Origin of the sequence: Bosea vaviloviae (assembly GCF_001741865.1) — a bacterium.
In the GTDB taxonomy this organism is placed as follows: Bacteria; Pseudomonadota; Alphaproteobacteria; order Rhizobiales; family Beijerinckiaceae; genus Allobosea; species Allobosea vaviloviae.
In genome coordinates, this window is sequence record NZ_CP017147.1 from 2,840,622 (window position 1) to 2,866,269 (window position 25,648).

At 66.6% G+C, this 25,648-nt stretch carries 6 protein-coding genes; 3 read left to right on the forward strand and 3 right to left on the reverse strand.

Going from position 1 to position 25,648, the window contains the following annotated elements; genetic code table 11:
* Positions 1 to 15 precede the first annotated feature (15 nt).
* Positions 16 to 17,736, reverse strand: a complete 17,721-nt coding sequence (locus tag BHK69_RS13180) for a DUF5801 repeats-in-toxin domain-containing protein (protein ID WP_148663400.1) — start codon at positions 17,734 to 17,736, stop codon at positions 16 to 18.
* Between the two features lie 405 nt (positions 17,737 to 18,141).
* On the opposite strand from BHK69_RS13180, the gene BHK69_RS32615 reads away from it, so the two are divergent.
* Positions 18,142 to 18,294, forward strand: coding sequence for a hypothetical protein (locus BHK69_RS32615; RefSeq protein ID WP_158516200.1), 153 nt, complete (start codon positions 18,142 to 18,144; stop codon positions 18,292 to 18,294).
* A gap of 196 nt (positions 18,295 to 18,490) precedes the next feature.
* Positions 18,491 to 21,547, forward strand: a complete 3,057-nt coding sequence (locus BHK69_RS13185; protein ID WP_148663401.1) for a hypothetical protein — start codon at positions 18,491 to 18,493, stop codon at positions 21,545 to 21,547.
* 271 nt (positions 21,548 to 21,818) lie between these two features.
* On the opposite strand, the gene BHK69_RS13190 is transcribed toward BHK69_RS13185, so the two are convergent.
* Positions 21,819 to 23,159 carry an HlyD family type I secretion periplasmic adaptor subunit gene (locus tag BHK69_RS13190; RefSeq protein WP_069690503.1) on the reverse strand — a complete coding sequence of 447 codons (1,341 nt, stop codon included), beginning with the start codon at positions 23,157 to 23,159 and terminating at the stop codon, positions 21,819 to 21,821.
* Positions 23,156 to 24,892 carry a type I secretion system permease/ATPase gene (locus BHK69_RS13195; RefSeq protein ID WP_069690504.1) on the reverse strand — a complete coding sequence of 579 codons (1,737 nt, stop codon included), beginning with the start codon at positions 24,890 to 24,892 and terminating at the stop codon, positions 23,156 to 23,158. Before BHK69_RS13195 ends, BHK69_RS13190 begins: the two co-directional genes overlap by 4 nt.
* Positions 24,893 to 25,233: 341 nt before the next feature.
* On the opposite strand from BHK69_RS13195, the gene BHK69_RS13200 reads away from it, so the two are divergent.
* Entirely contained in the window at positions 25,234 to 25,497 is a 264-nt protein-coding gene (locus BHK69_RS13200) for a hypothetical protein (protein WP_069690505.1), read from the forward strand.
* Positions 25,498 to 25,648: the final 151 nt, after the last annotated feature.

The window sequence follows — 25,648 nt, forward strand, 5'->3', positions numbered from 1 at the left end:
ATACCCACCTGATCGTTAGGTCACCGTAACATGAGGCTGGTTTTCGTCGAAGATGATTGCGACCTGACCCGCGCCGGGTGCCGCGGAAAACGTTGCGACTGTGACGAAGGCATTGCCCGCGCCAATGCCGTCAGCGTCGACCTGAAGCTGCGTACCGACAATGTTGGTCGCGGCGTCGGCCTGCGCTGCGTCCGTCGGCTTGTTGGCGCCAAGCGAGTTAAAGAGGCTCGAGAGATCGACCTTGTCGCCTTCGGCCAGATTATAGTCGGTTATCAGATCCGGCAGCGCTGCAGACAGTTTCGTTGGGTCGATGATGAAGATATCGGCGGCTGCGCCACCGGTGAGGGTGTTGAAGCCGGTTCCTCCCGAAAGCGTGTCGGTTCCGCCGCCACTCGACAGGATGTCATTCCCAGCCCCGCCTATGATGACGTCAGCGCCGGACGAGCCCGTCAGCAGATCATCAAAAGCAGATCCGATGACACCTTCTATGTTGCGATAGCTATCGGTTCCAAGCCCGGGAGCCGACGCGGCGGTCGCGCTGGAGCTCTGGACGATCGTGAAATTGACGGCCGAACTGGCATCGCTGAAGTCGATCAGGTCGATCCCGTTGCCGCCATCGATGATATCGTTGCCGGCTCCGCCGCGAAGCGTGTCGTTGCCATCGCCGCCGTTGAGAACGTCATTGCCGGCGCGGCCGATGATGATGTCATGACCTCCGCCACCTGACAGATTGTCATTCCCGGACGTGCCATAGATCTGGTCGGCGAGCGTGGCGTCGCCGCTGACCAGAATGCCGGCATCGCCAGGGTCGTTGTAGAAGAACTCGAACCTGGCGAGGCGTGCCTGGAAATTCCCGCCATTATTGTCAAAGTAATTCAGCGTCCAGCTATCGCCGGCGGCTGGAGGGTTCGCCGTAAGGAAAGCAGCGAGGGTCACCCCCGTGGCCACGCCCACTCCATTCAGCAGGAAGATATTGGAGTAGCTGACGGTGGCTTCCATCAGGCCGCTGGTTGCGTTGTAGAACCAGCTTTGCTCGAACGTTCCGGCGGTCGTATCGTCCTCGACGATGACAAATTTGTTCCCGCCGATCCAGAGCTCGACCTGAACCTCTCTCTCGCGCGCGCTGCCGGCGCTCCCGCCATCGGCAAAGGTGGTCGGGTTCTGTTCGTCTCCAGGGCCAGGGCCTCCAGGGACCGGCGTCACAATGGGGTTCTGCTGGAAATCGGTTGCGACCCTGATCGTCGCCCCCGAAAGGTTGGCCGTGATGCCATCCACGAAAGCCTGTGTCAGGGCGAGCGCGGATTGCTGGTTGTTGCCGGATGTCAGGGGCGAGTTCCCGTCTCCGACCTCGCTTGATGTCGCGGGCAGCCGGTTCGGCGCGACTTCGTGAACGGTGACGGAGTAGTTGACCGGCGTGGTTCCGTCCGTTGCCGAGAGCTGCAACACGGTCGTGGGCGTGTCGATCAGGCCCGCGGTCGGGCGATAGACGAGATCGTCGAGCAGGTTGATGCCGGCGCTGGGGTTGTAGAGCACCGTATTGGCCGCCAAGGCGACATAGCTGACGCCGTTGAAGTAAAATACGCCGGTCGGTGCGTTCGTCGCGGTGACGATGACATTCTCGACATCGACATCTGTCGGGATGCTCGCCAGCAGGGGATATCCGTTTGTGTAACCGGGCGTCTGCTGGGACGGGTCGCTCGACAGCCAAACCTGGGTGTTCGCGGCGACCGGCGCGTCGTTCTTTCCGTTGATCGTAATCGTCAACGTCGATGGCGATGGGTCGCCATCGCCATCCGCCATCACATAGGAGAACACCTCGGTTCGGGTCTCCCCGTCATCGAGCGTTTGAACGGCGTAGCTCGCATTGTTGAGGGTATAGCTGTAGGAGCCGTCGGCATTCAAGGTCAGCGAGCCATAAGTGCCGACCAGCGCAGTCCCCACCGTGCCCGCGGTTGCGCCGAATGAGACCGCGACCACCGACGCTCCATCAGCGCCTTTGGTGTCCGCAACGCCATCCGTTGCGTTGACGTCAGCTCCTCCCAGACCCGTCAGCACATTGCCGTCGGCGACAAGCGGCCCGTCCTCGGTGACGCTGTCGGTATCGGGACGGGCGGTTGGCCCGTCGTCGAGGAACTGCAGGGCAGCGCCGATCTGGGCTGTGGCCGTGGTGCTGTCATTGTCGCGATCGGTGATGGTCGCGGTCAGGGTGACCAGGCCCGCCGCCAGGCTGACGGGATCGTTGGGATTGGTCGCGTCGGGATGGCTCAGCGCGCGGATCTGGTCGAGCGTGACCTGGCCGGCTGCGTCGACCGTGACGGTGAAGACGAGCAGGTTGGAACCCGCGGTGCGGCCCTCGACCACGGTGCCGTTCAGCGAGAGCACGACGTTCTGGCCCGACGCGACGTCGATCAGGCCCGAGGCCGCCGCGGTGACGGCGAGCGCATAGGTGGTGGTGCCGGCGCCGTCGGCGCCATAGGCCGGGGTGAACAGCCCCGAGAACGAGGCCTGGGCGTCCGCCGCCAGATTGGTCTCGTCGACGACGAGGCTGGGCGCGACGACGGCGTTGCGCACGATCGAGGGCCCGTCGTCGAGGAACTGCAGGGCAGCGCCGATCTGGGCTGTGGCCGTGGTGCTGTCATTGTCGCGATCGGTGATGGTCGCGGTCAGGGTGACGAGGCCCGCCGCCAGGCTGACCGGGTCGTTGGGATTGGTCGCGTCGGGATGGCTCAGCGCGCGGATCTGGTCGAGCGTGACCTGGCCTGCGGCGTCGACCGTGACGGTGAAGACGAGCAGGTTGGAGCCGGCGGTGCGGCCCTCGACCACGGTGCCGTTCAGCGAGAGCACGACGTTCTGGCCCGACGCGACGTCGATCAGGCCCGAGGCCGCCGCGGTGACGGCGAGCGCATAGGTGGTGGTGCCGGCGCCGTCGGCGCCATAGGCCGGGGTGAACAGCCCCGAGAACGAGGCCTGGGCGTCCGCCGCCAGATTGGTCTCGTCGACGACGAGGCTGGGCGCGACGACGGCGTTGCGCACGATCGCGGGCCCGTCGTCGAGGAACTGCAGGGCAGCGCCGATCTGGGCTGTGGCCGTGGTGCTGTCATTGTCGCGATCGGTGATGGTCGCGGTCAGGGTGACGAGGCCCGCCGCCAGGCTGACCGGGTCGTTGGGATTGGTCGCGTCGGGATGGCTCAGCGCCCGGATCTGGTCGAGCGTGACCTGGCCGGCTGCGTCGACCGTGACGGTGAAGACGAGCAGGTTGGAGCCCGCGGTGCGGCCCTCGACCACGGTGCCGTTCAGCGAGAGCACGACGTTCTGGCCCGACGCGACGTCGATCAGGCCCGAGGCCGCCGCGGTGACGGCGAGCGCATAGGTGGTGGTGCCGGCGCCGTCGGCGCCATAGGCCGGGGTGAACAGCCCCGAGAACGAGGCCTGGGCGTCCGCCGCCAGATTGGTCTCGTCGACGACGAGGCTGGGCGCGACGACGGCGTTGCGCACGATCGCGGGACCGTCGTCGAGGAACTGCAGGGCAGCGCCGATCTGGGCTGTGGCCGTGGTGCTGTCATTGTCGCGATCGGTGATGGTCGCGGTCAGGGTGACCAGGCCCGCCGCCAGGCTGACGGGATCGTTGGGATTGGTCGCGTCGGGATGGCTCAGCGCGCGGATCTGGTCGAGCGTGACCTGGCCGGCTGCGTCGACCGTGACGGTGAAGACGAGCAGGTTGGAACCCGCGGTGCGGCCCTCGACCACGGTGCCGTTCAGCGAGAGCACGACGTTCTGGCCCGACGCGACGTCGATCAGGCCCGAGGCCGCCGCGGTGACGGCGAGCGCATAGGTGGTGGTGCCGGCGCCGTCGGCGCCATAGGCCGGGGTGAACAGCCCCGAGAACGAGGCCTGGGCGTCCGCCGCCAGATTGGTCTCGTCGACGACGAGGCTGGGCGCGACGACGGCGTTGCGCACGATCGCGGGACCGTCGTCGAGGAACTGCAGGGCAGCGCCGATCTGGGCTGTGGCCGTGGTGCTGTCATTGTCGCGATCGGTGATGGTCGCGGTCAGGGTGACCAGGCCCGCCGCCAGGCTGACGGGATCGTTGGGATTGGTCGCGTCGGGATGGCTGAGCGCCCGGATCTGGTCGAGCGTGACCTGGCCGGCTGCGTCGACCGTGACGGTGAAGACGAGCAGGTTGGAGCCCGCGGTGCGGCCCTCGACCACGGTGCCGTTCAGCGAGAGCACGACGTTCTGGCCCGACGCGACGTCGATCAGGCCCGAGGCCGCCGCGGTGACGGCGAGCGCATAGGTGGTGGTGCCGGCGCCGTCGGCGCCATAGGCCGGGGTGAACAGCCCCGAGAACGAGGCCTGGGCGTCCGCCGCCAGATTGGTCTCGTCGACGACGAGGCTGGGCGCGACGACGGCGTTGCGCACGATCGCGGGACCGTCGTCGAGGAACTGCAGGGCAGCGCCGATCTGGGCTGTGGCCGTGGTGCTGTCATTGTCGCGATCGGTGATGGTCGCGGTCAGGGTGACCAGGCCGGCCGCCAGGCTGACGGGATCGTTGGGATTGGTCGCGTCGGGATGGCTCAGCGCGCGGATCTGGTCGAGCGTGACCTGGCCGGCTGCGTCGACCGTGACGGTGAAGACGAGCAGGTTGGAACCCGCGGTGCGGCCCTCGACCACGGTGCCGTTCAGCGAGAGCACGACGTTCTGGCCCGACGCGACGTCGATCAGGCCCGAGGCCGCCGCGGTGACGGCGAGCGCATAGGTGGTGGTGCCGGCGCCGTCGGCGCCATAGGCCGGGGTGAACAGCCCCGAGAACGAGGCCTGGGCGTCCGCCGCCAGATTGGTCTCGTCGACGACGAGGCTGGGCGCGACGACGGCGTTGCGCACGATCGCGGGACCGTCGTCGAGGAACTGCAGGGCAGCGCCGATCTGGGCTGTGGCCGTGGTGCTGTCATTGTCGCGATCGGTGATGGTCGCGGTCAGGGTGACGAGGCCCGCCGCCAGGCTGACCGGGTCGTTGGGATTGGTCGCGTCGGGATGGCTCAGCGCGCGGATCTGGTCGAGCGTGACCTGGCCGGCGGCATCGACCGTGACGGTGAAGACGAGCAGGTTGGAACCCGCGGTGCGGCCCTCGACCACGGTGCCGTTCAGCGAGAGCACGACGTTCTGGCCCGACGCGACGTCGATCAGGCCCGAGGCCGCCGCGGTGACGGCGAGCGCATAGGTGGTGGTGCCGGCGCCGTCGGCGCCATAGGCCGGGGTGAACAGCCCCGAGAACGAGGCCTGGGCGTCCGCCGCCAGATTGGTCTCGTCGACGACGAGGCTGGGCGCGACGACGGCGTTGCGCACGATCGCGGGACCGTCGTCGAGGAACTGCAGGGCAGCGCCGATCTGGGCTGTGGCCGTGGTGCTGTCATTGTCGCGATCGGTGATGGTCGCGGTCAGGGTGACCAGGCCCGCCGCCAGGCTGACGGGATCGTTGGGATTGGTCGCGTCGGGATGGCTCAGCGCGCGGATCTGGTCGAGCGTGACCTGGCCGGCTGCGTCGACCGTGACGGTGAAGACGAGCAGGTTGGAACCCGCGGTGCGGCCCTCGACCACGGTGCCGTTCAGCGAGAGCACGACGTTCTGGCCCGACGCGACGTCGATCAGGCCCGAGGCCGCCGCGGTGACGGCGAGCGCATAGGTGGTGGTGCCGGCGCCGTCGGCGCCATAGGCCGGGGTGAACAGCCCCGAGAACGAGGCCTGGGCGTCCGCCGCCAGATTGGTCTCGTCGACGACGAGGCTGGGCGCGACGACGGCGTTGCGCACGATCGCGGGACCGTCGTCGAGGAACTGCAGGGCAGCGCCGATCTGGGCTGTGGCCGTGGTGCTGTCATTGTCGCGATCGGTGATGGTCGCGGTCAGGGTGACCAGGCCCGCCGCCAGGCTGACGGGATCGTTGGGATTGGTCGCGTCGGGATGGCTGAGCGCCCGGATCTGGTCGAGCGTGACCTGGCCGGCTGCGTCGACCGTGACGGTGAAGACGAGCAGGTTGGAGCCCGCGGTGCGGCCCTCGACCACGGTGCCGTTCAGCGAGAGCACGACGTTCTGGCCCGACGCGACGTCGATCAGGCCCGAGGCCGCCGCGGTGACGGCGAGCGCATAGGTGGTGGTGCCGGCGCCGTCGGCGCCATAGGCCGGGGTGAACAGCCCCGAGAACGAGGCCTGGGCGTCCGCCGCCAGATTGGTCTCGTCGACGACGAGGCTGGGCGCGACGACGGCGTTGCGCACGATCGCGGGACCGTCGTCGAGGAACTGCAGGGCAGCGCCGATCTGGGCTGTGGCCGTGGTGCTGTCATTGTCGCGATCGGTGATGGTCGCGGTCAGGGTGACCAGGCCCGCCGCCAGGCTGACGGGATCGTTGGGATTGGTCGCGTCGGGATGGCTGAGCGCCCGGATCTGGTCGAGCGTGACCTGGCCGGCTGCGTCGACCGTGACGGTGAAGACGAGCAGGTTGGAGCCCGCGGTGCGGCCCTCGACCACGGTGCCGTTCAGCGAGAGCACGACGTTCTGGCCCGACGCGACGTCGATCAGGCCCGAGGCCGCCGCGGTGACGGCGAGCGCATAGGTGGTGGTGCCGGCGCCGTCGGCGCCATAGGCCGGGGTGAACAGCCCCGAGAACGAGGCCTGGGCGTCCGCCGCCAGATTGGTCTCGTCGACGACGAGGCTGGGCGCGACGACGGCGTTGCGCACGATCGAGGGCCCGTCGTCGAGGAACTGCAGGGCAGCGCCGATCTGGGCTGTGGCCGTGGTGCTGTCATTGTCGCGATCGGTGATGGTCGCGGTCAGGGTGACGAGGCCCGCCGCCAGGCTGACGGGGTCGTTGGGGTTGGTCGCGTCGGGATGGCTCAGCGCGCGGATCTGGTCGAGCGTGACCTGGCCTGCGGCATCGACCGTGACGGTGAAGACGAGCAGGTTGGAGCCGGCGGTGCGGCCCTCGACCACGGTGCCGTTCAGCGAGAGCACGACGTTCTGGCCCGACGCGACGTCGATCAGGCCCGAGGCCGCCGCGGTGACGGCGAGCGCATAGGTGGTGGTGCCGGCGCCGTCGGCGCCATAGGCCGGGGTGAACAGCCCCGAGAACGAGGCCTGGGCGTCCGCCGCCAGATTGGTCTCGTCGACGACGAGGCTGGGCGCGACGACGGCGTTGCGCACGATCGCGGGCCCGTCGTCGAGGAACTGCAGGGCAGCGCCGATCTGGGCTGTGGCCGTGGTGCTGTCATTGTCGCGATCGGTGATGGTCGCGGTCAGGGTGACGAGGCCCGCCGCCAGGCTGACCGGGTCGTTGGGATTGGTCGCGTCGGGATGGCTCAGCGCGCGGATCTGGTCGAGCGTGACCTGGCCTGCGGCGTCGACCGTGACGGTGAAGACGAGCAGGTTGGAGCCGGCGGTGCGGCCCTCGACCACGGTGCCGTTCAGCGAGAGCACGACGTTCTGGCCCGACGCGACGTCGATCAGGCCCGAGGCCGCCGCGGTGACGGCGAGCGCATAGGTGGTGGTGCCGGCGCCGTCGGCGCCATAGGCCGGGGTGAACAGCCCCGAGAACGAGGCCTGGGCGTCCGCCGCCAGATTGGTCTCGTCGACGACGAGGCTGGGCGCGACGACGGCGTTGCGCACGATCGCGGGACCGTCGTCGAGGAACTGCAGGGCAGCGCCGATCTGGGCTGTGGCCGTGGTGCTGTCATTGTCGCGATCGGTGATGGTCGCGGTCAGGGTGACCAGGCCCGCCGCCAGGCTGACGGGATCGTTGGGATTGGTCGCGTCGGGATGGCTCAGCGCGCGGATCTGGTCGAGCGTGACCTGGCCGGCTGCGTCGACCGTGACGGTGAAGACGAGCAGGTTGGAACCCGCGGTGCGGCCCTCGACCACGGTGCCGTTCAGCGAGAGCACGACGTTCTGGCCCGACGCGACGTCGATCAGGCCCGAGGCCGCCGCGGTGACGGCGAGCGCATAGGTGGTGGTGCCGGCGCCGTCGGCGCCATAGGCCGGGGTGAACAGCCCCGAGAACGAGGCCTGGGCGTCCGCCGCCAGATTGGTCTCGTCGACGACGAGGCTGGGCGCGACGACGGCGTTGCGCACGATCGCGGGACCGTCGTCGAGGAACTGCAGGGCAGCGCCGATCTGGGCTGTGGCCGTGGTGCTGTCATTGTCGCGATCGGTGATGGTCGCGGTCAGGGTGACGAGGCCCGCCGCCAGGCTGACCGGGTCGTTGGGATTGGTCGCGTCGGGATGGCTCAGCGCGCGGATCTGGTCGAGCGTGACCTGGCCGGCGGCATCGACCGTGACGGTGAAGACGAGCAGGTTGGAACCCGCGGTGCGGCCCTCGACCACGGTGCCGTTCAGCGAGAGCACGACGTTCTGGCCCGACGCGACGTCGATCAGGCCCGAGGCCGCCGCGGTGACGGCGAGCGCATAGGTGGTGGTGCCGGCGCCGTCGGCGCCATAGGCCGGGGTGAACAGCCCCGAGAACGAGGCCTGGGCGTCCGCCGCCAGATTGGTCTCGTCGACGACGAGGCTGGGCGCGACGACGGCGTTGCGCACGATCGCGGGACCGTCGTCGAGGAACTGCAGGGCAGCGCCGATCTGGGCTGTGGCCGTGGTGCTGTCATTGTCGCGATCGGTGATGGTCGCGGTCAGGGTGACCAGGCCCGCCGCCAGGCTGACGGGATCGTTGGGATTGGTCGCGTCGGGATGGCTCAGCGCGCGGATCTGGTCGAGCGTGACCTGGCCGGCTGCGTCGACCGTGACGGTGAAGACGAGCAGGTTGGAACCCGCGGTGCGGCCCTCGACCACGGTGCCGTTCAGCGAGAGCACGACGTTCTGGCCCGACGCGACGTCGATCAGGCCCGAGGCCGCCGCGGTGACGGCGAGCGCATAGGTGGTGGTGCCGGCGCCGTCGGCGCCATAGGCCGGGGTGAACAGCCCCGAGAACGAGGCCTGGGCGTCCGCCGCCAGATTGGTCTCGTCGACGACGAGGCTGGGCGCGACGACGGCGTTGCGCACGATCGCGGGACCGTCGTCGAGGAACTGCAGGGCAGCGCCGATCTGGGCTGTGGCCGTGGTGCTGTCATTGTCGCGATCGGTGATGGTCGCGGTCAGGGTGACCAGGCCCGCCGCCAGGCTGACGGGATCGTTGGGATTGGTCGCGTCGGGATGGCTGAGCGCCCGGATCTGGTCGAGCGTGACCTGGCCGGCTGCGTCGACCGTGACGGTGAAGACGAGCAGGTTGGAGCCCGCGGTGCGGCCCTCGACCACGGTGCCGTTCAGCGAGAGCACGACGTTCTGGCCCGACGCGACGTCGATCAGGCCCGAGGCCGCCGCGGTGACGGCGAGCGCATAGGTGGTGGTGCCGGCGCCGTCGGCGCCATAGGCCGGGGTGAACAGCCCCGAGAACGAGGCCTGGGCGTCCGCCGCCAGATTGGTCTCGTCGACGACGAGGCTGGGCGCGACGACGGCGTTGCGCACGATCGCGGGACCGTCGTCGAGGAACTGCAGGGCAGCGCCGATCTGGGCTGTGGCCGTGGTGCTGTCATTGTCGCGATCGGTGATGGTCGCGGTCAGGGTGACCAGGCCCGCCGCCAGGCTGACGGGATCGTTGGGATTGGTCGCGTCGGGATGGCTGAGCGCCCGGATCTGGTCGAGCGTGACCTGGCCGGCTGCGTCGACCGTGACGGTGAAGACGAGCAGGTTGGAGCCCGCGGTGCGGCCCTCGACCACGGTGCCGTTCAGCGAGAGCACGACGTTCTGGCCCGACGCGACGTCGATCAGGCCCGAGGCCGCCGCGGTGACGGCGAGCGCATAGGTGGTGGTGCCGGCGCCGTCGGCGCCATAGGCCGGGGTGAACAGCCCCGAGAACGAGGCCTGGGCGTCCGCCGCCAGATTGGTCTCGTCGACGACGAGGCTGGGCGCGACGACGGCGTTGCGCACGATCGAGGGCCCGTCGTCGAGGAACTGCAGGGCAGCGCCGATCTGGGCTGTGGCCGTGGTGCTGTCATTGTCGCGATCGGTGATGGTCGCGGTCAGGGTGACGAGGCCCGCCGCCAGGCTGACGGGGTCGTTGGGGTTGGTCGCGTCGGGATGGCTCAGCGCGCGGATCTGGTCGAGCGTGACCTGGCCTGCGGCATCGACCGTGACGGTGAAGACGAGCAGGTTGGAGCCGGCGGTGCGGCCCTCGACCACGGTGCCGTTCAGCGAGAGCACGACGTTCTGGCCCGACGCGACGTCGATCAGGCCCGAGGCCGCCGCGGTGACGGCGAGCGCATAGGTGGTGGTGCCGGCGCCGTCGGCGCCATAGGCCGGGGTGAACAGCCCCGAGAACGAGGCCTGGGCGTCCGCCGCCAGATTGGTCTCGTCGACGACGAGGCTGGGCGCGACGACGGCGTTGCGCACGATCGCGGGCCCGTCGTCGAGGAACTGCAGGGCAGCGCCGATCTGGGCTGTGGCCGTGGTGCTGTCATTGTCGCGATCGGTGATGGTCGCGGTCAGGGTGACGAGGCCCGCCGCCAGGCTGACCGGGTCGTTGGGATTGGTCGCGTCGGGATGGCTCAGCGCGCGGATCTGGTCGAGCGTGACCTGGCCTGCGGCGTCGACCGTGACGGTGAAGACGAGCAGGTTGGAGCCGGCGGTGCGGCCCTCGACCACGGTGCCGTTCAGCGAGAGCACGACGTTCTGGCCCGACGCGACGTCGATCAGGCCCGAGGCCGCCGCGGTGACGGCGAGCGCATAGGTGGTGGTGCCGGCGCCGTCGGCGCCATAGGCCGGGGTGAACAGCCCCGAGAACGAGGCCTGGGCGTCCGCCGCCAGATTGGTCTCGTCGACGACGAGGCTGGGCGCGACGACGGCGTTGCGCACGATCGCGGGACCGTCGTCGAGGAACTGCAGGGCAGCGCCGATCTGGGCTGTGGCCGTGGTGCTGTCATTGTCGCGATCGGTGATGGTCGCGGTCAGGGTGACCAGGCCCGCCGCCAGGCTGACGGGATCGTTGGGATTGGTCGCGTCGGGATGGCTCAGCGCGCGGATCTGGTCGAGCGTGACCTGGCCGGCTGCGTCGACCGTGACGGTGAAGACGAGCAGGTTGGAACCCGCGGTGCGGCCCTCGACCACGGTGCCGTTCAGCGAGAGCACGACGTTCTGGCCCGACGCGACGTCGATCAGGCCCGAGGCCGCCGCGGTGACGGCGAGCGCATAGGTGGTGGTGCCGGCGCCGTCGGCGCCATAGGCCGGGGTGAACAGCCCCGAGAACGAGGCCTGGGCGTCCGCCGCCAGATTGGTCTCGTCGACGACGAGGCTGGGCGCGACGACGGCGTTGCGCACGATCGCGGGACCGTCGTCGAGGAACTGCAGGGCAGCGCCGATCTGGGCTGTGGCCGTGGTGCTGTCATTGTCGCGATCGGTGATGGTCGCGGTCAGGGTGACGAGGCCCGCCGCCAGGCTGACCGGGTCGTTGGGATTGGTCGCGTCGGGATGGCTCAGCGCGCGGATCTGGTCGAGCGTGACCTGGCCGGCGGCATCGACCGTGACGGTGAAGACGAGCAGGTTGGAACCCGCGGTGCGGCCCTCGACCACGGTGCCGTTCAGCGAGAGCACGACGTTCTGGCCCGACGCGACGTCGATCAGGCCCGAGGCCGCCGCGGTGACGGCGAGCGCATAGGTGGTGGTGCCGGCGCCGTCGGCGCCATAGGCCGGGGTGAACAGCCCCGAGAACGAGGCCTGGGCGTCCGCCGCCAGATTGGTCTCGTCGACGACGAGGCTGGGCGCGACGACGGCGTTGCGCACGATCGCGGGACCGTCGTCGAGGAACTGCAGGGCAGCGCCGATCTGGGCTGTGGCCGTGGTGCTGTCATTGTCGCGATCGGTGATGGTCGCGGTCAGGGTGACCAGGCCCGCCGCCAGGCTGACGGGATCGTTGGGATTGGTCGCGTCGGGATGGCTCAGCGCGCGGATCTGGTCGAGCGTGACCTGGCCGGCTGCGTCGACCGTGACGGTGAAGACGAGCAGGTTGGAACCCGCGGTGCGGCCCTCGACCACGGTGCCGTTCAGCGAGAGCACGACGTTCTGGCCCGACGCGACGTCGATCAGGCCCGAGGCCGCCGCGGTGACGGCGAGCGCATAGGTGGTGGTGCCGGCGCCGTCGGCGCCATAGGCCGGGGTGAACAGCCCCGAGAACGAGGCCTGGGCGTCCGCCGCCAGATTGGTCTCGTCGACGACGAGGCTGGGCGCGACGACGGCGTTGCGCACGATCGCGGGACCGTCGTCGAGGAACTGCAGGGCAGCGCCGATCTGGGCTGTGGCCGTGGTGCTGTCATTGTCGCGATCGGTGATGGTCGCGGTCAGGGTGACCAGGCCCGCCGCCAGGCTGACGGGATCGTTGGGATTGGTCGCGTCGGGATGGCTGAGCGCCCGGATCTGGTCGAGCGTGACCTGGCCGGCTGCGTCGACCGTGACGGTGAAGACGAGCAGGTTGGAGCCCGCGGTGCGGCCCTCGACCACGGTGCCGTTCAGCGAGAGCACGACGTTCTGGCCCGACGCGACGTCGATCAGGCCCGAGGCCGCCGCGGTGACGGCGAGCGCATAGGTGGTGGTGCCGGCGCCGTCGGCGCCATAGGCCGGGGTGAACAGCCCCGAGAACGAGGCCTGGGCGTCCGCCGCCAGATTGGTCTCGTCGACGACGAGGCTGGGCGCGACGACGGCGTTGCGCACGATCGCGGGACCGTCGTCGAGGAACTGCAGGGCAGCGCCGATCTGGGCTGTGGCCGTGGTGCTGTCATTGTCGCGATCGGTGATGGTCGCGGTCAGGGTGACCAGGCCCGCCGCCAGGCTGACGGGATCGTTGGGATTGGTCGCGTCGGGATGGCTGAGCGCCCGGATCTGGTCGAGCGTGACCTGGCCGGCTGCGTCGACCGTGACGGTGAAGACGAGCAGGTTGGAGCCCGCGGTGCGGCCCTCGACCACGGTGCCGTTCAGCGAGAGCACGACGTTCTGGCCCGACGCGACGTCGATCAGGCCCGAGGCCGCCGCGGTGACGGCGAGCGCATAGGTGGTGGTGCCGGCGCCGTCGGCGCCATAGGCCGGGGTGAACAGCCCCGAGAACGAGGCCTGGGCGTCCGCCGCCAGATTGGTCTCGTCGACGACGAGGCTGGGCGCGACGACGGCGTTGCGCACGATCGAGGGCCCGTCGTCGAGGAACTGCAGGGCAGCGCCGATCTGGGCTGTGGCCGTGGTGCTGTCATTGTCGCGATCGGTGATGGTCGCGGTCAGGGTGACGAGGCCCGCCGCCAGGCTGACGGGGTCGTTGGGGTTGGTCGCGTCGGGATGGCTCAGCGCGCGGATCTGGTCGAGCGTGACCTGGCCTGCGGCATCGACCGTGACGGTGAAGACGAGCAGGTTGGAGCCGGCGGTGCGGCCCTCGACCACGGTGCCGTTCAGCGAGAGCACGACGTTCTGGCCCGACGCGACGTCGATCAGGCCCGAGGCCGCCGCGGTGACGGCGAGCGCATAGGTGGTGGTGCCGGCGCCGTCGGCGCCATAGGCCGGGGTGAACAGCCCCGAGAACGAGGCCTGGGCGTCCGCCGCCAGATTGGTCTCGTCGACGACGAGGCTGGGCGCGACGACGGCGTTGCGCACGATCGCGGGCCCGTCGTCGAGGAACTGCAGGGCAGCGCCGATCTGGGCTGTGGCCGTGGTGCTGTCATTGTCGCGATCGGTGATGGTCGCGGTCAGGGTGACGAGGCCCGCCGCCAGGCTGACCGGGTCGTTGGGATTGGTCGCGTCGGGATGGCTCAGCGCGCGGATCTGGTCGAGCGTGACCTGGCCTGCGGCGTCGACCGTGACGGTGAAGACGAGCAGGTTGGAGCCGGCGGTGCGGCCCTCGACCACGGTGCCGTTCAGCGAGAGCACGACGTTCTGGCCCGACGCGACGTCGATCAGGCCCGAGGCCGCCGCGGTGACGGCGAGCGCATAGGTGGTGGTGCCGGCGCCGTCGGCGCCATAGGCCGGGGTGAACAGCCCCGAGAACGAGGCCTGGGCGTCCGCCGCCAGATTGGTCTCGTCGACGACGAGGCTGGGCGCGACGACGGCGTTGCGCACGATCGCGGGACCGTCGTCGAGGAACTGCAGGGCAGCGCCGATCTGGGCTGTGGCCGTGGTGCTGTCATTGTCGCGATCGGTGATGGTCGCGGTCAGGGTGACCAGGCCCGCCGCCAGGCTGACGGGATCGTTGGGATTGGTCGCGTCGGGATGGCTCAGCGCGCGGATCTGGTCGAGCGTGACCTGGCCGGCTGCGTCGACCGTGACGGTGAAGACGAGCAGGTTGGAACCCGCGGTGCGGCCCTCGACCACGGTGCCGTTCAGCGAGAGCACGACGTTCTGGCCCGACGCGACGTCGATCAGGCCCGAGGCCGCCGCGGTGACGGCGAGCGCATAGGTGGTGGTGCCGGCGCCGTCGGCGCCATAGGCCGGGGTGAACAGCCCCGAGAACGAGGCCTGGGCGTCCGCCGCCAGATTGGTCTCGTCGACGACGAGGCTGGGCGCGACGACGGCGTTGCGCACGATCGCGGGACCGTCGTCGAGGAACTGCAGGGCAGCGCCGATCTGGGCTGTGGCCGTGGTGCTGTCATTGTCGCGATCGGTGATGGTCGCGGTCAGGGTGACCAGGCCCGCCGCCAGGCTGACGGGATCGTTGGGATTGGTCGCGTCGGGATGGCTGAGCGCCCGGATCTGGTCGAGCGTGACCTGGCCGGCTGCGTCGACCGTGACGGTGAAGACGAGCAGGTTGGAGCCCGCGGTGCGGCCCTCGACCACGGTGCCGTTCAGCGAGAGCACGACGTTCTGGCCCGACGCGACGTCGATCAGGCCCGAGGCCGCCGCGGTGACGGCGAGCGCATAGGTGGTGGTGCCGGCGCCGTCGGCGCCATAGGCCGGGGTGAACAGCCCCGAGAACGAGGCCTGGGCGTCCGCCGCCAGATTGGTCTCGTCGACGACGAGGCTGGGCGCGACGACGGCGTTGCGCACGATCGCGGGACCGTCGTCGAGGAACTGCAGGGCAGCGCCGATCTGGGCTGTGGCCGTGGTGCTGTCATTGTCGCGATCGGTGATGGTCGCGGTCAGGGTGACCAGGCCGGCCGCCAGGCTGACGGGATCGTTGGGATTGGTCGCGTCGGGATGGCTCAGCGCGCGGATCTGGTCGAGCGTGACCTGGCCGGCTGCGTCGACCGTGACGGTGAAGACGAGCAGGTTGGAACCCGCGGTGCGGCCCTCGACCACGGTGCCGTTCAGCGAGAGCACGACGTTCTGGCCCGACGCGACGTCGATCAGGCCCGAGGCCGCCGCGGTGACGGCGAGCGCATAGGTGGTGGTGCCGGCGCCGTCGGCGCCATAGGCCGGGGTGAACAGCCCCGAGAACGAGGCCTGGGCGTCCGCCGCCAGATTGGTCTCGTCGACGACGAGGCTGGGCGCGACGACGGCGTTGCGCACGATCGCGGGACCGTCGTCGAGGAACTGCAGGGCAGCGCCGATCTGGGCTGTGGCCGTGGTGCTGTCATTGTCGCGATCGGTGATGGTCGCGGTCAGGGTGACCAGGCCCGCCGCCAGGCTGACGGGATCGTTGGGATTGGTCGCGTCGGGATGGCTGAGCGCCCGGATCTGGTCGAGCGTGACCTGGCCGGCTGCGTCGACCGTGACGGTGAAGACGAGCAGGTTGGAGCCCGCGGTGCGGCCCTCGACCACGGTGCCGTTCAGCGAGAGCACGACGTTCTGGCCCGACGCGACGTCGATCAGGCCCGAGGCCGCCGCGGTGACGGCGAGCGCATAGGTGGTGGTGCCGGCGCCGTCGGCGCCATAGGCCGGGGTGAACAGCCCCGAGAACGAGGCCTGGGCGTCCGCCGCCAGATTGGTCTCGTCGACGACGAGGCTGGGCGCGACGACGGCGTTGCGCACGATCGCGGGACCGTCGTCGAGGAACTGCAGGGCAGCGCCGATCTGGGCTGTGGCCGTGGTGCTGTCATTGTCGCGATCGGTGATGGTCGCGGTCAGGGTGACCAGGCCCGCCGCCAGGCTGACGGGATCGTTGGGATTGGTCGCGTCGGGATGGCTCAGCGCGCGGATCTGGTCGAGCGTGACCTGGCCGGCTGCGTCGACCGTGACGGTGAAGACGAGCAGGTTGGAACCCGCGGTGCGGCCCTCGACCACGGTGCCGTTCAGCGAGAGCACGACGTTCTGGCCCGACGCGACGTCGATCAGGCCCGAGGCCGCCGCGGTGACGGCGAGCGCATAGGTGGTGGTGCCGGCGCCGTCGGCGCCATAGGCCGGGGTGAACAGCCCCGAGAACGAGGCCTGGGCGTCCGCCGCCAGATTGGTCTCGTCGACGACGAGGCTGGGCGCGACGACGGCGTTGCGCACGATCGCGGGACCGTCGTCGAGGAACTGCAGGGCAGCGCCGATCTGGGCTGTGGCCGTGGTGCTGTCATTGTCGCGATCGGTGATGGTCGCGGTCAGGGTGACCAGGCCCGCCGCCAGGCTGACGGGATCGTTGGGATTGGTCGCGTCGGGATGGCTCAGCGCGCGGATCTGGTCGAGCGTGACCTGGCCGGCTGCGTCGACCGTGACGGTGAAGACGAGCAGGTTGGAACCCGCGGTGCGGCCCTCGACCACGGTGCCGTTCAGCGAGAGCACGACGTTCTGGCCCGACGCGACGTCGATCAGGCCCGAGGCCGCCGCGGTGACGGCGAGCGCATAGGTGGTGGTGCCGGCGCCGTCGGCGCCATAGGCCGGGGTGAACAGCCCCGAGAACGAGGCCTGGGCGTCCGCCGCCAGATTGGTCTCGTCGACGACGAGGCTGGGCGCGACGACGGCGCTCAGCACGACGGTGGGCGTGTCATCCTGAACCGAGATGGCGATAACCGCTTCGCTGGTTCCGACAGCGGTCGTTGCTATGACGCCGATCGTTCCCAGGTCGAGAATCTGCGCACCGTTGCCTGCTGGATCCGGCAGGCCGGTCAGCAGCGTGACCAGCACGACGACATCGCCGGTTGCCCCGGCAGGAATCGACTGACCCGAGATGATGTCCAGCCGGATGGCATCGACACCGTCGACACGGCCGACGAGCTGCACGTCGGAGATGCGAACCCAGGCAATATCATCGCCCGCTATGCCGTTCGTCTCGGTGCGCAGCCCATTGAGGTTGGAGCTGAAGGAAACGCCGGTGACAGGCGTTGCGCCGGCGGAGAAAGACAATGTGACGCGGGAGGTCTCACCGAGATTTTGTGGCTGCGTCCCGGTTGGGAGCGAGGACTCTTCCAGAAACGCGTTGGAACCGCCACCGTTCGACGGCCCGGTCGAGGCTCTCAGCCGCTGGCTGAGTTCCTCGCGATCGAGACTGCCAAAGGACAGGGCTGTCGGAGGCAGGAGGCCCGTCAAACCGAAGGCACTTCCAATACTGCCGGCCGGCACGCTGAAATTGCCGCCGGAGCTTCCGGTGGCCGCCTGAGCACCGGCTCCTGGACCGGCTCCGGGCGTCACGCCGGCACGTTCGAAGGCGGCGGCAAAGGCGCTCGCGGGGACTTCCACGTCGCCGATGATGATTGTCGGCATCGCCTTCGTCACATTAGGGATGACGACCGGCGCACCGCTCGGCTGGTTGAGGATCAAATCATCGCCACGGATCTGGATGTCGTCGAGTGACGCCCCTTGCGGGAGTCTGATCACGGGGGCGGGGGCCGGGACACCGGACTGTGGCGCGCCAGGCTGAAGCACCATGCCGGCCGGTGGATTACTTAAGGGAGCCTGTGCAGGCGTCGCCGGAGTCAGCGGAGGTGCCGTTGGTGCCTGAGCGATATCGTAGCGGCCTTGGTGCGGCGCAATGTTGTTTTCGACATCGCTAATACCTGACGTATCGGCGCGTTCATTCAACATGTTGGCGACGTCGAAGACATTAACCATGACTCAACCCCCTGTTAACGACTCGTTAATGATCGTTTCGGGGATTGCCGCAATATGGCCGGGCCGCTAGATGCATATCCGGCTATATACAGATGTAAATAATTTGAGATTTGTTGTTAATTTCCAACCATTTTCTTAAAAATTTCGTCAGATCGCGGGCCAGTTGGGTCGATGCCGCAACTGTCCGATGGCGGGCGGCAGGTCGTGAATCCGGATGCGCTACCCATCCGCGACCTCCAGATTCAACGGCGCAGTATCACGCTCGGCATCTCGCAATTGCGAGATGCCGAGCGTGATGACGTCATCCAGCAGCATCCGGCTTGAAGGGGAGGGCCACATCGCCGCTACGCCACAAGGCGCCGGCTCGAACTGGGTATCTAACGCTACGGCATGACCCAGCGTTAATTTTATCTTAACAACGCGACGGTGACGTGCTTTGTTGCCAAGGCGGCAATAATACGGGTGGCGTTAAGTCTGCAATAGAATGCGGCGAGACCACTCGGTTGAGGGGAGGCCGACAATGACCGTGCTTAACAACGGCGCAATTCTCGAAGCCACATCTGTTGGCTCGGGAACGGGGAATTACGACTCGTTTTTACGCTTGCAAGCGAATGGGACGGAGGAAGGATTCAATACCGATCAAGGCGGAAATGTCCTTGATAATAAATCATCATTCACCGACAGCCTATCGTTTGGCGGAATCGCGACGGTCACGATTGGCGGCATTGAATATATTGAATTCAGGCTTGACCTGAATGAGAGCGACAATGGCGGAAATCCGCAGATCAGCCTCAATGATTTCAAGATCTACATATCCGGCGCTCCTGCGACGCTATCTGATTTCAACAACACGACGGATAGCTTTGGCGCGGGTTTTACGCAGGTCTTCGATCTGGCGGGCACGCAGGCGCTCAATGACACCAACTCCGGCAGCGGAACTGACGATTATCGCGTTCTGATCCCGCTGAGCTCGTTCGAAGCGGCCGGGGCGACAGCTGCGTCCTATGTGACGCTTTATTCAAATCTGGGCGGGGCCGGCGTCAATGCGTCGAATGGCGGCTTCGAGGAGTGGAGAGTGCTTGCCAGCACCGCTTCCGTTGAGCCGGTGCCGGCAATCTCCATCGATAAATCCGGTCCGGCGACGATTGCCGAAGGCGGCGCGACGGCGACCTATACATTCGTCATCACGGCATCCGCCGCCAACGCCGCTACCGACCCGCTGACCATCGACAGCGTTGTCGATAACGTCTTCGGCAACCTGACGGCGGCTGCTCTTGCGGCGAATGGCGGAAATCCCATCGTGCTCGATCCGGGTGAAACATTCACCTTCACCTTCACGAGCCCAATTATTCTGCAGAACTCCGGCACGACACATACAAATGTCGTTACGGTAACGGCGCATGACGATGAAAACACTCCCGTCACCGATAACGACGACCATGTAATCTCGGTCACGGACCTCGACCCGACCGTCAAGGTCGTGAAGACGGCGAGCGTGAGCTCGATCGCGGAAGGTGTCGCGGCCTCGATCGTCTACAGCTACGCCGTGACGAATGAGAGCGCGGCCTCGACCGACCCGCTGCAGGTCCAGTCGTTGATCGACGACAATGCCACTGCGGGGACCGGCGACGACCTGACGCCGACCTATGTGAGCGGCGACGACAACGGCAACGGCCTGATCGAGAAGGGCGAAACCTGGCTCTACCAGGCGACGGTCAACGGCGTGGTGTTGAACGCCAATGAGGCGCGCACCAACACGGTCGAGGTCACGGCCACGGACGATGAGGGCAATGTCACCTCCGACACCGACGAGGCGACCGTCACGGGCTATGATACCGACCCGACCGTCAAGGTCGTGAAGACGGCGAGCGTGAGCTCGATCGCGGAAGGTGTCGCGGCCTCGATCGTCTACAGCTACGCCGTGACGAATGAGAGCGCGGCCTCGACCGACCCGCTGCAGGTCCAGTCGTTGATCGACGACAATGCCACTGCGGGGACCGGCGACGACCTGACGCCGACCTATGTGAGCGGCGACGACAACGGCAACGGCCTGATCGAGAAGGGCGAAACCTGGCTCTACCAGGCGACGGTCAACGGCGTGGTGTTGAACGCCAATGAGGCGCGCACCAACACGGTCGAGGTCACGGCCACGGACGATGAGGGCAATGTCACCTCCGACACCGACGAGGCGACCGTCACGGGCTATGATACCGACCCGACCGTCAAGGTCGTGAAGACGGCGAGCGTGAGCTCGATCGCGGAAGGTGTCGCGGCCTCGATCGTCTACAGCTACGCCGTGACGAATGAGAGCGCGGCCTCGACCGACCCGCTGCAGGTCCAGTCGTTGATCGACGACAATGCCACTGCGGGAACCGGCGACGACCTGACGCCGACCTATGTGAGCGGCGACGACAACGGCAACGGCCTGATCGAGAAGGGCGAAACCTGGCTCTACCAGGCGACGGTCAACGGCGTGGTGTTGAACGCCAATGAGGCGCGCACCAACACGGTCGAGGTCAAGGCCACGGACGACGAGGGCAATCTCACCTCCGACACCGACCAGGCGACCGTCACGGGCGCTAATGTCGCACCGGCGATCCATGTCGACAAAACCGTCTCGCCTGCGCTTGTTCAAGCGGGTTCGGCCTCGGTGGTTTATTCCTACGCCGTGACCAATACGAGCCCGGCCGGCGCCTATGATCCGCTGTCGAACATTGTCCTGAAAGACGACAATGGAACTGCCGCAAATCTGGCTGACGACTTCAATCCGACCTATGCGTCCGGCGATGATGGCGACGGTCTGCTGGAAGTCGGCGAGACCTGGCTCTATACGGCGACCAAGTCCGTGTCCTTGGCGCCGGGGGCTTCGCTGACCAACATCGTGACGGCCAGCGGCACGGATGACGAAGGATATAAGGCCTCGGACACGGACGATGCGACAGTGACCGCATTTGCCGGACCAGGTGTCCGCACGCCAGGGTTCTGGAGCAACCTCGGTCAGCAGTTCTGGGATGGGGTATCGAACAACCAGACCAAGATCGGCAACAGCTTCGCCTCCGGCGAGCTCACTTATGTCGTCGATACCAATAAAAGCGGCACCATAACCGCCAGCGATGTCCGCGCCTTGATGCTCGGCGACACGAATAAGAACGGCATAGCCGACTCCGGAGAGAACACCCTCCTGATATCGCTGAACGACGCGAAGTCGCTGATAAACGCCTCTGAGAAGCAGCAACAGGACGCCCGCTATATGCTGGCTCGTGATGCAGTTGCCACCTGGCTCAACTTTATGGCCGGAAATCCGAGCTCGGACGGCAATGCAGCCACGGTCGACCCCGCTCATCTGCTCGATGATGCCATTACCTGGCTGAATAAGACGAGCGGTAATGACGGCGATCTGGAACTGGCCGAGCTGACGGCGGCGACCAAGATCGCAACAAGTTCCGCGACCTGGCAAAGCCCGGCCTTCGGCATCGACCACGCTGCAAGCCTCCTGCATACGCAACTCGACGGCTATAACAATAACGGCAAGGTCTTTGGCGTGCAGTTCGCCAGTGACGGGGATCTGGTGATCTAAAGCGTTTTCGAGCGAAGCGGATACCGGTTCGCGCCAGGACAACGCGACAAAAGCAAAGAGCTGGAGCCGCTTCCGATCCAATTGGATCGGAAGCGGTTCTATTTGTGATATTGCCTTTAGGCCCTGTCCCGGGCTGAGTTCGCTCTGGCCGTTGGGGGGGGCTTGCCCGGCGGCGGCGAGAGGCCCGCATCGTCATCAGAGATCGAGAACGGGCGCCGGCGCTCCAGCGCGCGGCGCCTCTCGTCGGAATCCCGATAAGGAAATGCGATCGTCAGCGCTCCCTGAAGGCGCGGCTCAGCTGTGCTGAAAACGGCTTGATCAGGAACGCGATCGGGCTTCTCGCAACGGTTTCGATAAAGGCTTCGGCCTGCATCCCCGCGATAATCTTGATCGGCGCCAAACGGTCGAGTTCCGCTCGTGGAAGGTCGACCCGAACCGTATAGTAAGCAATGCCCTGGCGCTCATCACGCGTGACGTCGGCGCTGATCCGGGAGACGACCCCGTCAAGCTCGGGATTGCTGGCCTGGTTGCCCGCTTGCACTTTGATCCGCACGGACTGGCCAAGGCTGATCTGGTCGATGTCAGGCGGCGCCACTCTGGCCTCGAGCTGCAGGTCTTCTTCGCCCGGCACGATCAGCATCGCCGGTTCACCGGCTTGCAGCACGCCGCCAACCGTATGAACAGCGAGTTGATGCACGATGCCGGTACTGGGGGCGCGCAAGTCGATCCGCTTCAATTGATCCTGCGCAGCAGTCCGGCGCTCGACGAGCTCGCCCTCACGGCCCTGTATCTCGCGAAGGTCTTTCATGACTTCGGCGCGCTGATCCTCGTCTATCTGGATGATCTGGAGCTCGATCTCAGCGATCTTACCTTCGGTTTGAGCGATGCTGGCGATCAGTTGGCCCCTCTGCCCCTCGTTGCTGGCTTGGTCGCGCTGGAGCGCACTCAGCCGCGAGATCTGAATCAGCTTGCGATTATAGAGCTCCTCGACACCGACCAACTCCACGGCGATGATTTTAGCTTCGCGTTCTTTCGCGGCTTGCTGGGCCTTGAGCCCCTTGATCTCGTCGGCGAGCTGGGTCACGCGTTTACGTAATTGAGCGCGCTGGCCATCGCGTGCCGCTCGGCGGACCTCAAAAAGCCGTCTCTCGGCGGCGATCAGTTTGGTCATCTCCGGGGATGCGATGCGCGCGCCAAGGTCGGGGCCACCGGCCAGTACAAGGAGCGCGTCGCGTTCAGCCTCGAGCCTCCATGACTTGACCAGGAACTCATCCAATTGCTTGGAGACGATCTGCTCGTTCGCGCGTGCGATGGTTTCGTCGAGACGCAGGACGATATCACCGGCTTTTACATGCTGACCGTCACGCACGAGCAGTTCGCCCACGACCCCTCCCGTGGGGTGCTGGACCTTCTTGACGTCACTGGCGACGACGAACTGACCATTGGCCGCGACTGCGCCCTGGAGTGTCGACGTCATCGACCAGATGCCCAGCGCGCCGGCGAAGATGCAGATGCTGCTCACGCCAACCAGTTGAAGTCGGCGCAACGAATGAGCGTAATTCGCCGGTGTTGCTGTCGAGAGGTCGGGAATAAGGGGGGTGAAGGCCGTCATGCCGACACCAAACGATCCGACAGAAGCGGAGACGCCGGCGCGGGTTGCAGGATCGACGGCATCACTTCATCACGATTGAAGATCGCCGTCATGCGCCCGTCTTTGAGAATCGACACCAGGTTGACGGCGCCAAGCCCTGAGGGCCTGTGAGTGATGATGATGACGATACTGCCCCGGGTGCGCGCTGCATGGATCGCGCTGTTCAGGGCTTCGTCGCCCTCGCTGTCGAGGTTTGCATTCGGTTCGTCGAGAACGACGAGAAATGGGTTGCCATAGAGAGCGCGCGCCAGCGCTATGCGTTGGCGCTGGCCGCCGGACAGCGCGACGCCCGCTTCACCAATGCGGGTATCGTAGCCTTTTGGCAGCCCGAGGATGAGCGCGTGGGCGGCCGCCGCTTTGGCCGCGGTGACGATGGCCTCAGGGGTCGCTCCGGCAGAAAAGCGCGCAATATTCTCGGCGACCGTCCCATCGAAGAGTTCGACATCCTGCGGGAGGTATCCGACATGTTGCCCGAGCTGGTCACCCCATTGATCGAGCGCCGCGCCGTCGATGCGGACGCTGCCTTTCAGTGGTGGCCATACCCCCACAATGGCGCGCGCCAAGGTCGATTTACCCGATCCGGTCGTTCCCAGGATGCCCAACCCGTCGCCGGCTTTCAACAGCAGGGACACCGCGTTCAGGACCGGCTTGGATTGCCCCGGTGGAGCCACGTAGAGGTCCGATACCTGCAGATCCAGCGAGGGAACAGGCAGTGACAAGCGCGCCTGGGCGGGTGCGACAAAAGACAGGCTGCCTTCGAGCCGCCGCAAGCCTTGCCGCGCCGAAACGAAGCCTCTCCAATTGGCGACAGCATTCTCGATCGGTGAAAGAGCGCGCGACGTTAAAATGGATGCCGCGATAATGCTGCCAGCCGAAATTTCCCCCCGGATGGCCAGATATGCACCCAGGCCAAGCGATGCCGATTGAAGGATCTGCCGAAAGATCTTGGCGAATGCGCCGATGCCGTTGGTGACATCGCTGGCACGCAATGTCTCCGCCACATGTCGATTGCTGATCGCCGTATAGCGCCCCAGAAAGGCGCGACGCATGCCCAGCGCAGCAATGATCTCGGCGTTCCGGCGCGTCGACTCGACCAGATTCTGCCGGTGCGCGCCCACTTCGGCAAGCGCGCGGGTCGGCTGACGACTGCGCAGCTCGACCAGAAGCGTCAACGCCACGATCACAAGGGCGCCAAACACCGTCATATATCCAAGCCAGGGGTGAAGAAGAAATGTCACCACGAGGAAAATAGGCAGGAATGGCATATCGAAGAGGGCGATCGGTCCCATGCCGGATAGAAAGGCTCGAATCTGATCGAGATCCCTCACCGGTGTCATGACCTCGCTGCCACTCACGCCACGAAGGGGGAGTTCGGCAACGACTTGATAGACGCGCGGCGCGAGCAATTCGTTGAAGCGGGCCCCAATGCGAGCCAGCATCCGCGAGCGCACTCCATCGAGAACGCCTTGTAGAGAAAATGCCAAAATCGCTATTAGCGAAAGATATACGAGAGTCGCGGTTGATCTGCTGGTCAATACGCGATCGTATACCTGGAGCATATACATGGACCCGGTCAGGTAAAGAATATTAATGAAGCCGGAAAATAGAGCGACGCTTCCAAAGCTGGCCATGCAGATCCGCAAAGCGTTCTTGATTTCCGGATCAGATTTCTCCGATTGGGAGATTGTAGCCATAGATCCGCCCCTAAACCCTCAGTTCAGCGCGTTTACGCGCCTCACCGGATCGGCGGCGGCTCTTGATTTGGCGCTCGCCGACAATTTTCTTATTAACGTTTGGTAAACCTACTCCCTAATCGCTCTCCTGTCATGAGCGACGGATGCCAAGTGCAATAATTGCTTAACGGCCGGCAATTTGGAGGGGTGTCTTCGCGTGTTGGCGTCCACGCCGCATTGCACAGATGCGAACGGGCCCCTGTTTGCCACCGAGCAGCGTCAAGGTCGGGATCGACAGCAAGGCATATTTCGTTGGTGCTCTGAGCTCGTTGTGTCATAGGCAGTCCTGAAACGGAGACACAATGGCCGAGATAACGATCACGCTGCCCGACATCGCGACATGGACGAAAGCCGTCCTCGTCGAGGCTGGAATTCCAGCTGGTGCAAAATTTACGTCGGTTCGCTTCCTGAAAGGCGGCACGAAGATTGGCCAGTCGACAGGCATGTCGGACACCTTGATTGCCCGCCTGATGTGCATCAAGCGCGGCGGCGGCGTCACGGACGCCAAGATGAACAAGGTTCTGAGCGGCTATGTCTCGTGCACCTTGGTGGCGATGATCGACTGATTGTCGCTTTGCTGTCCGCCTCGTTGCATGAGGGCGAGCCATCTGCCCCGTGCAACCATCTGCCCAGTGATTGACAGTGGTCCAGGCCATCTCAATGCCGTAAGGCAGTCATGTCGCTCGCTGCTGGCCTGCTCTGGCCAGACTTGCGGCA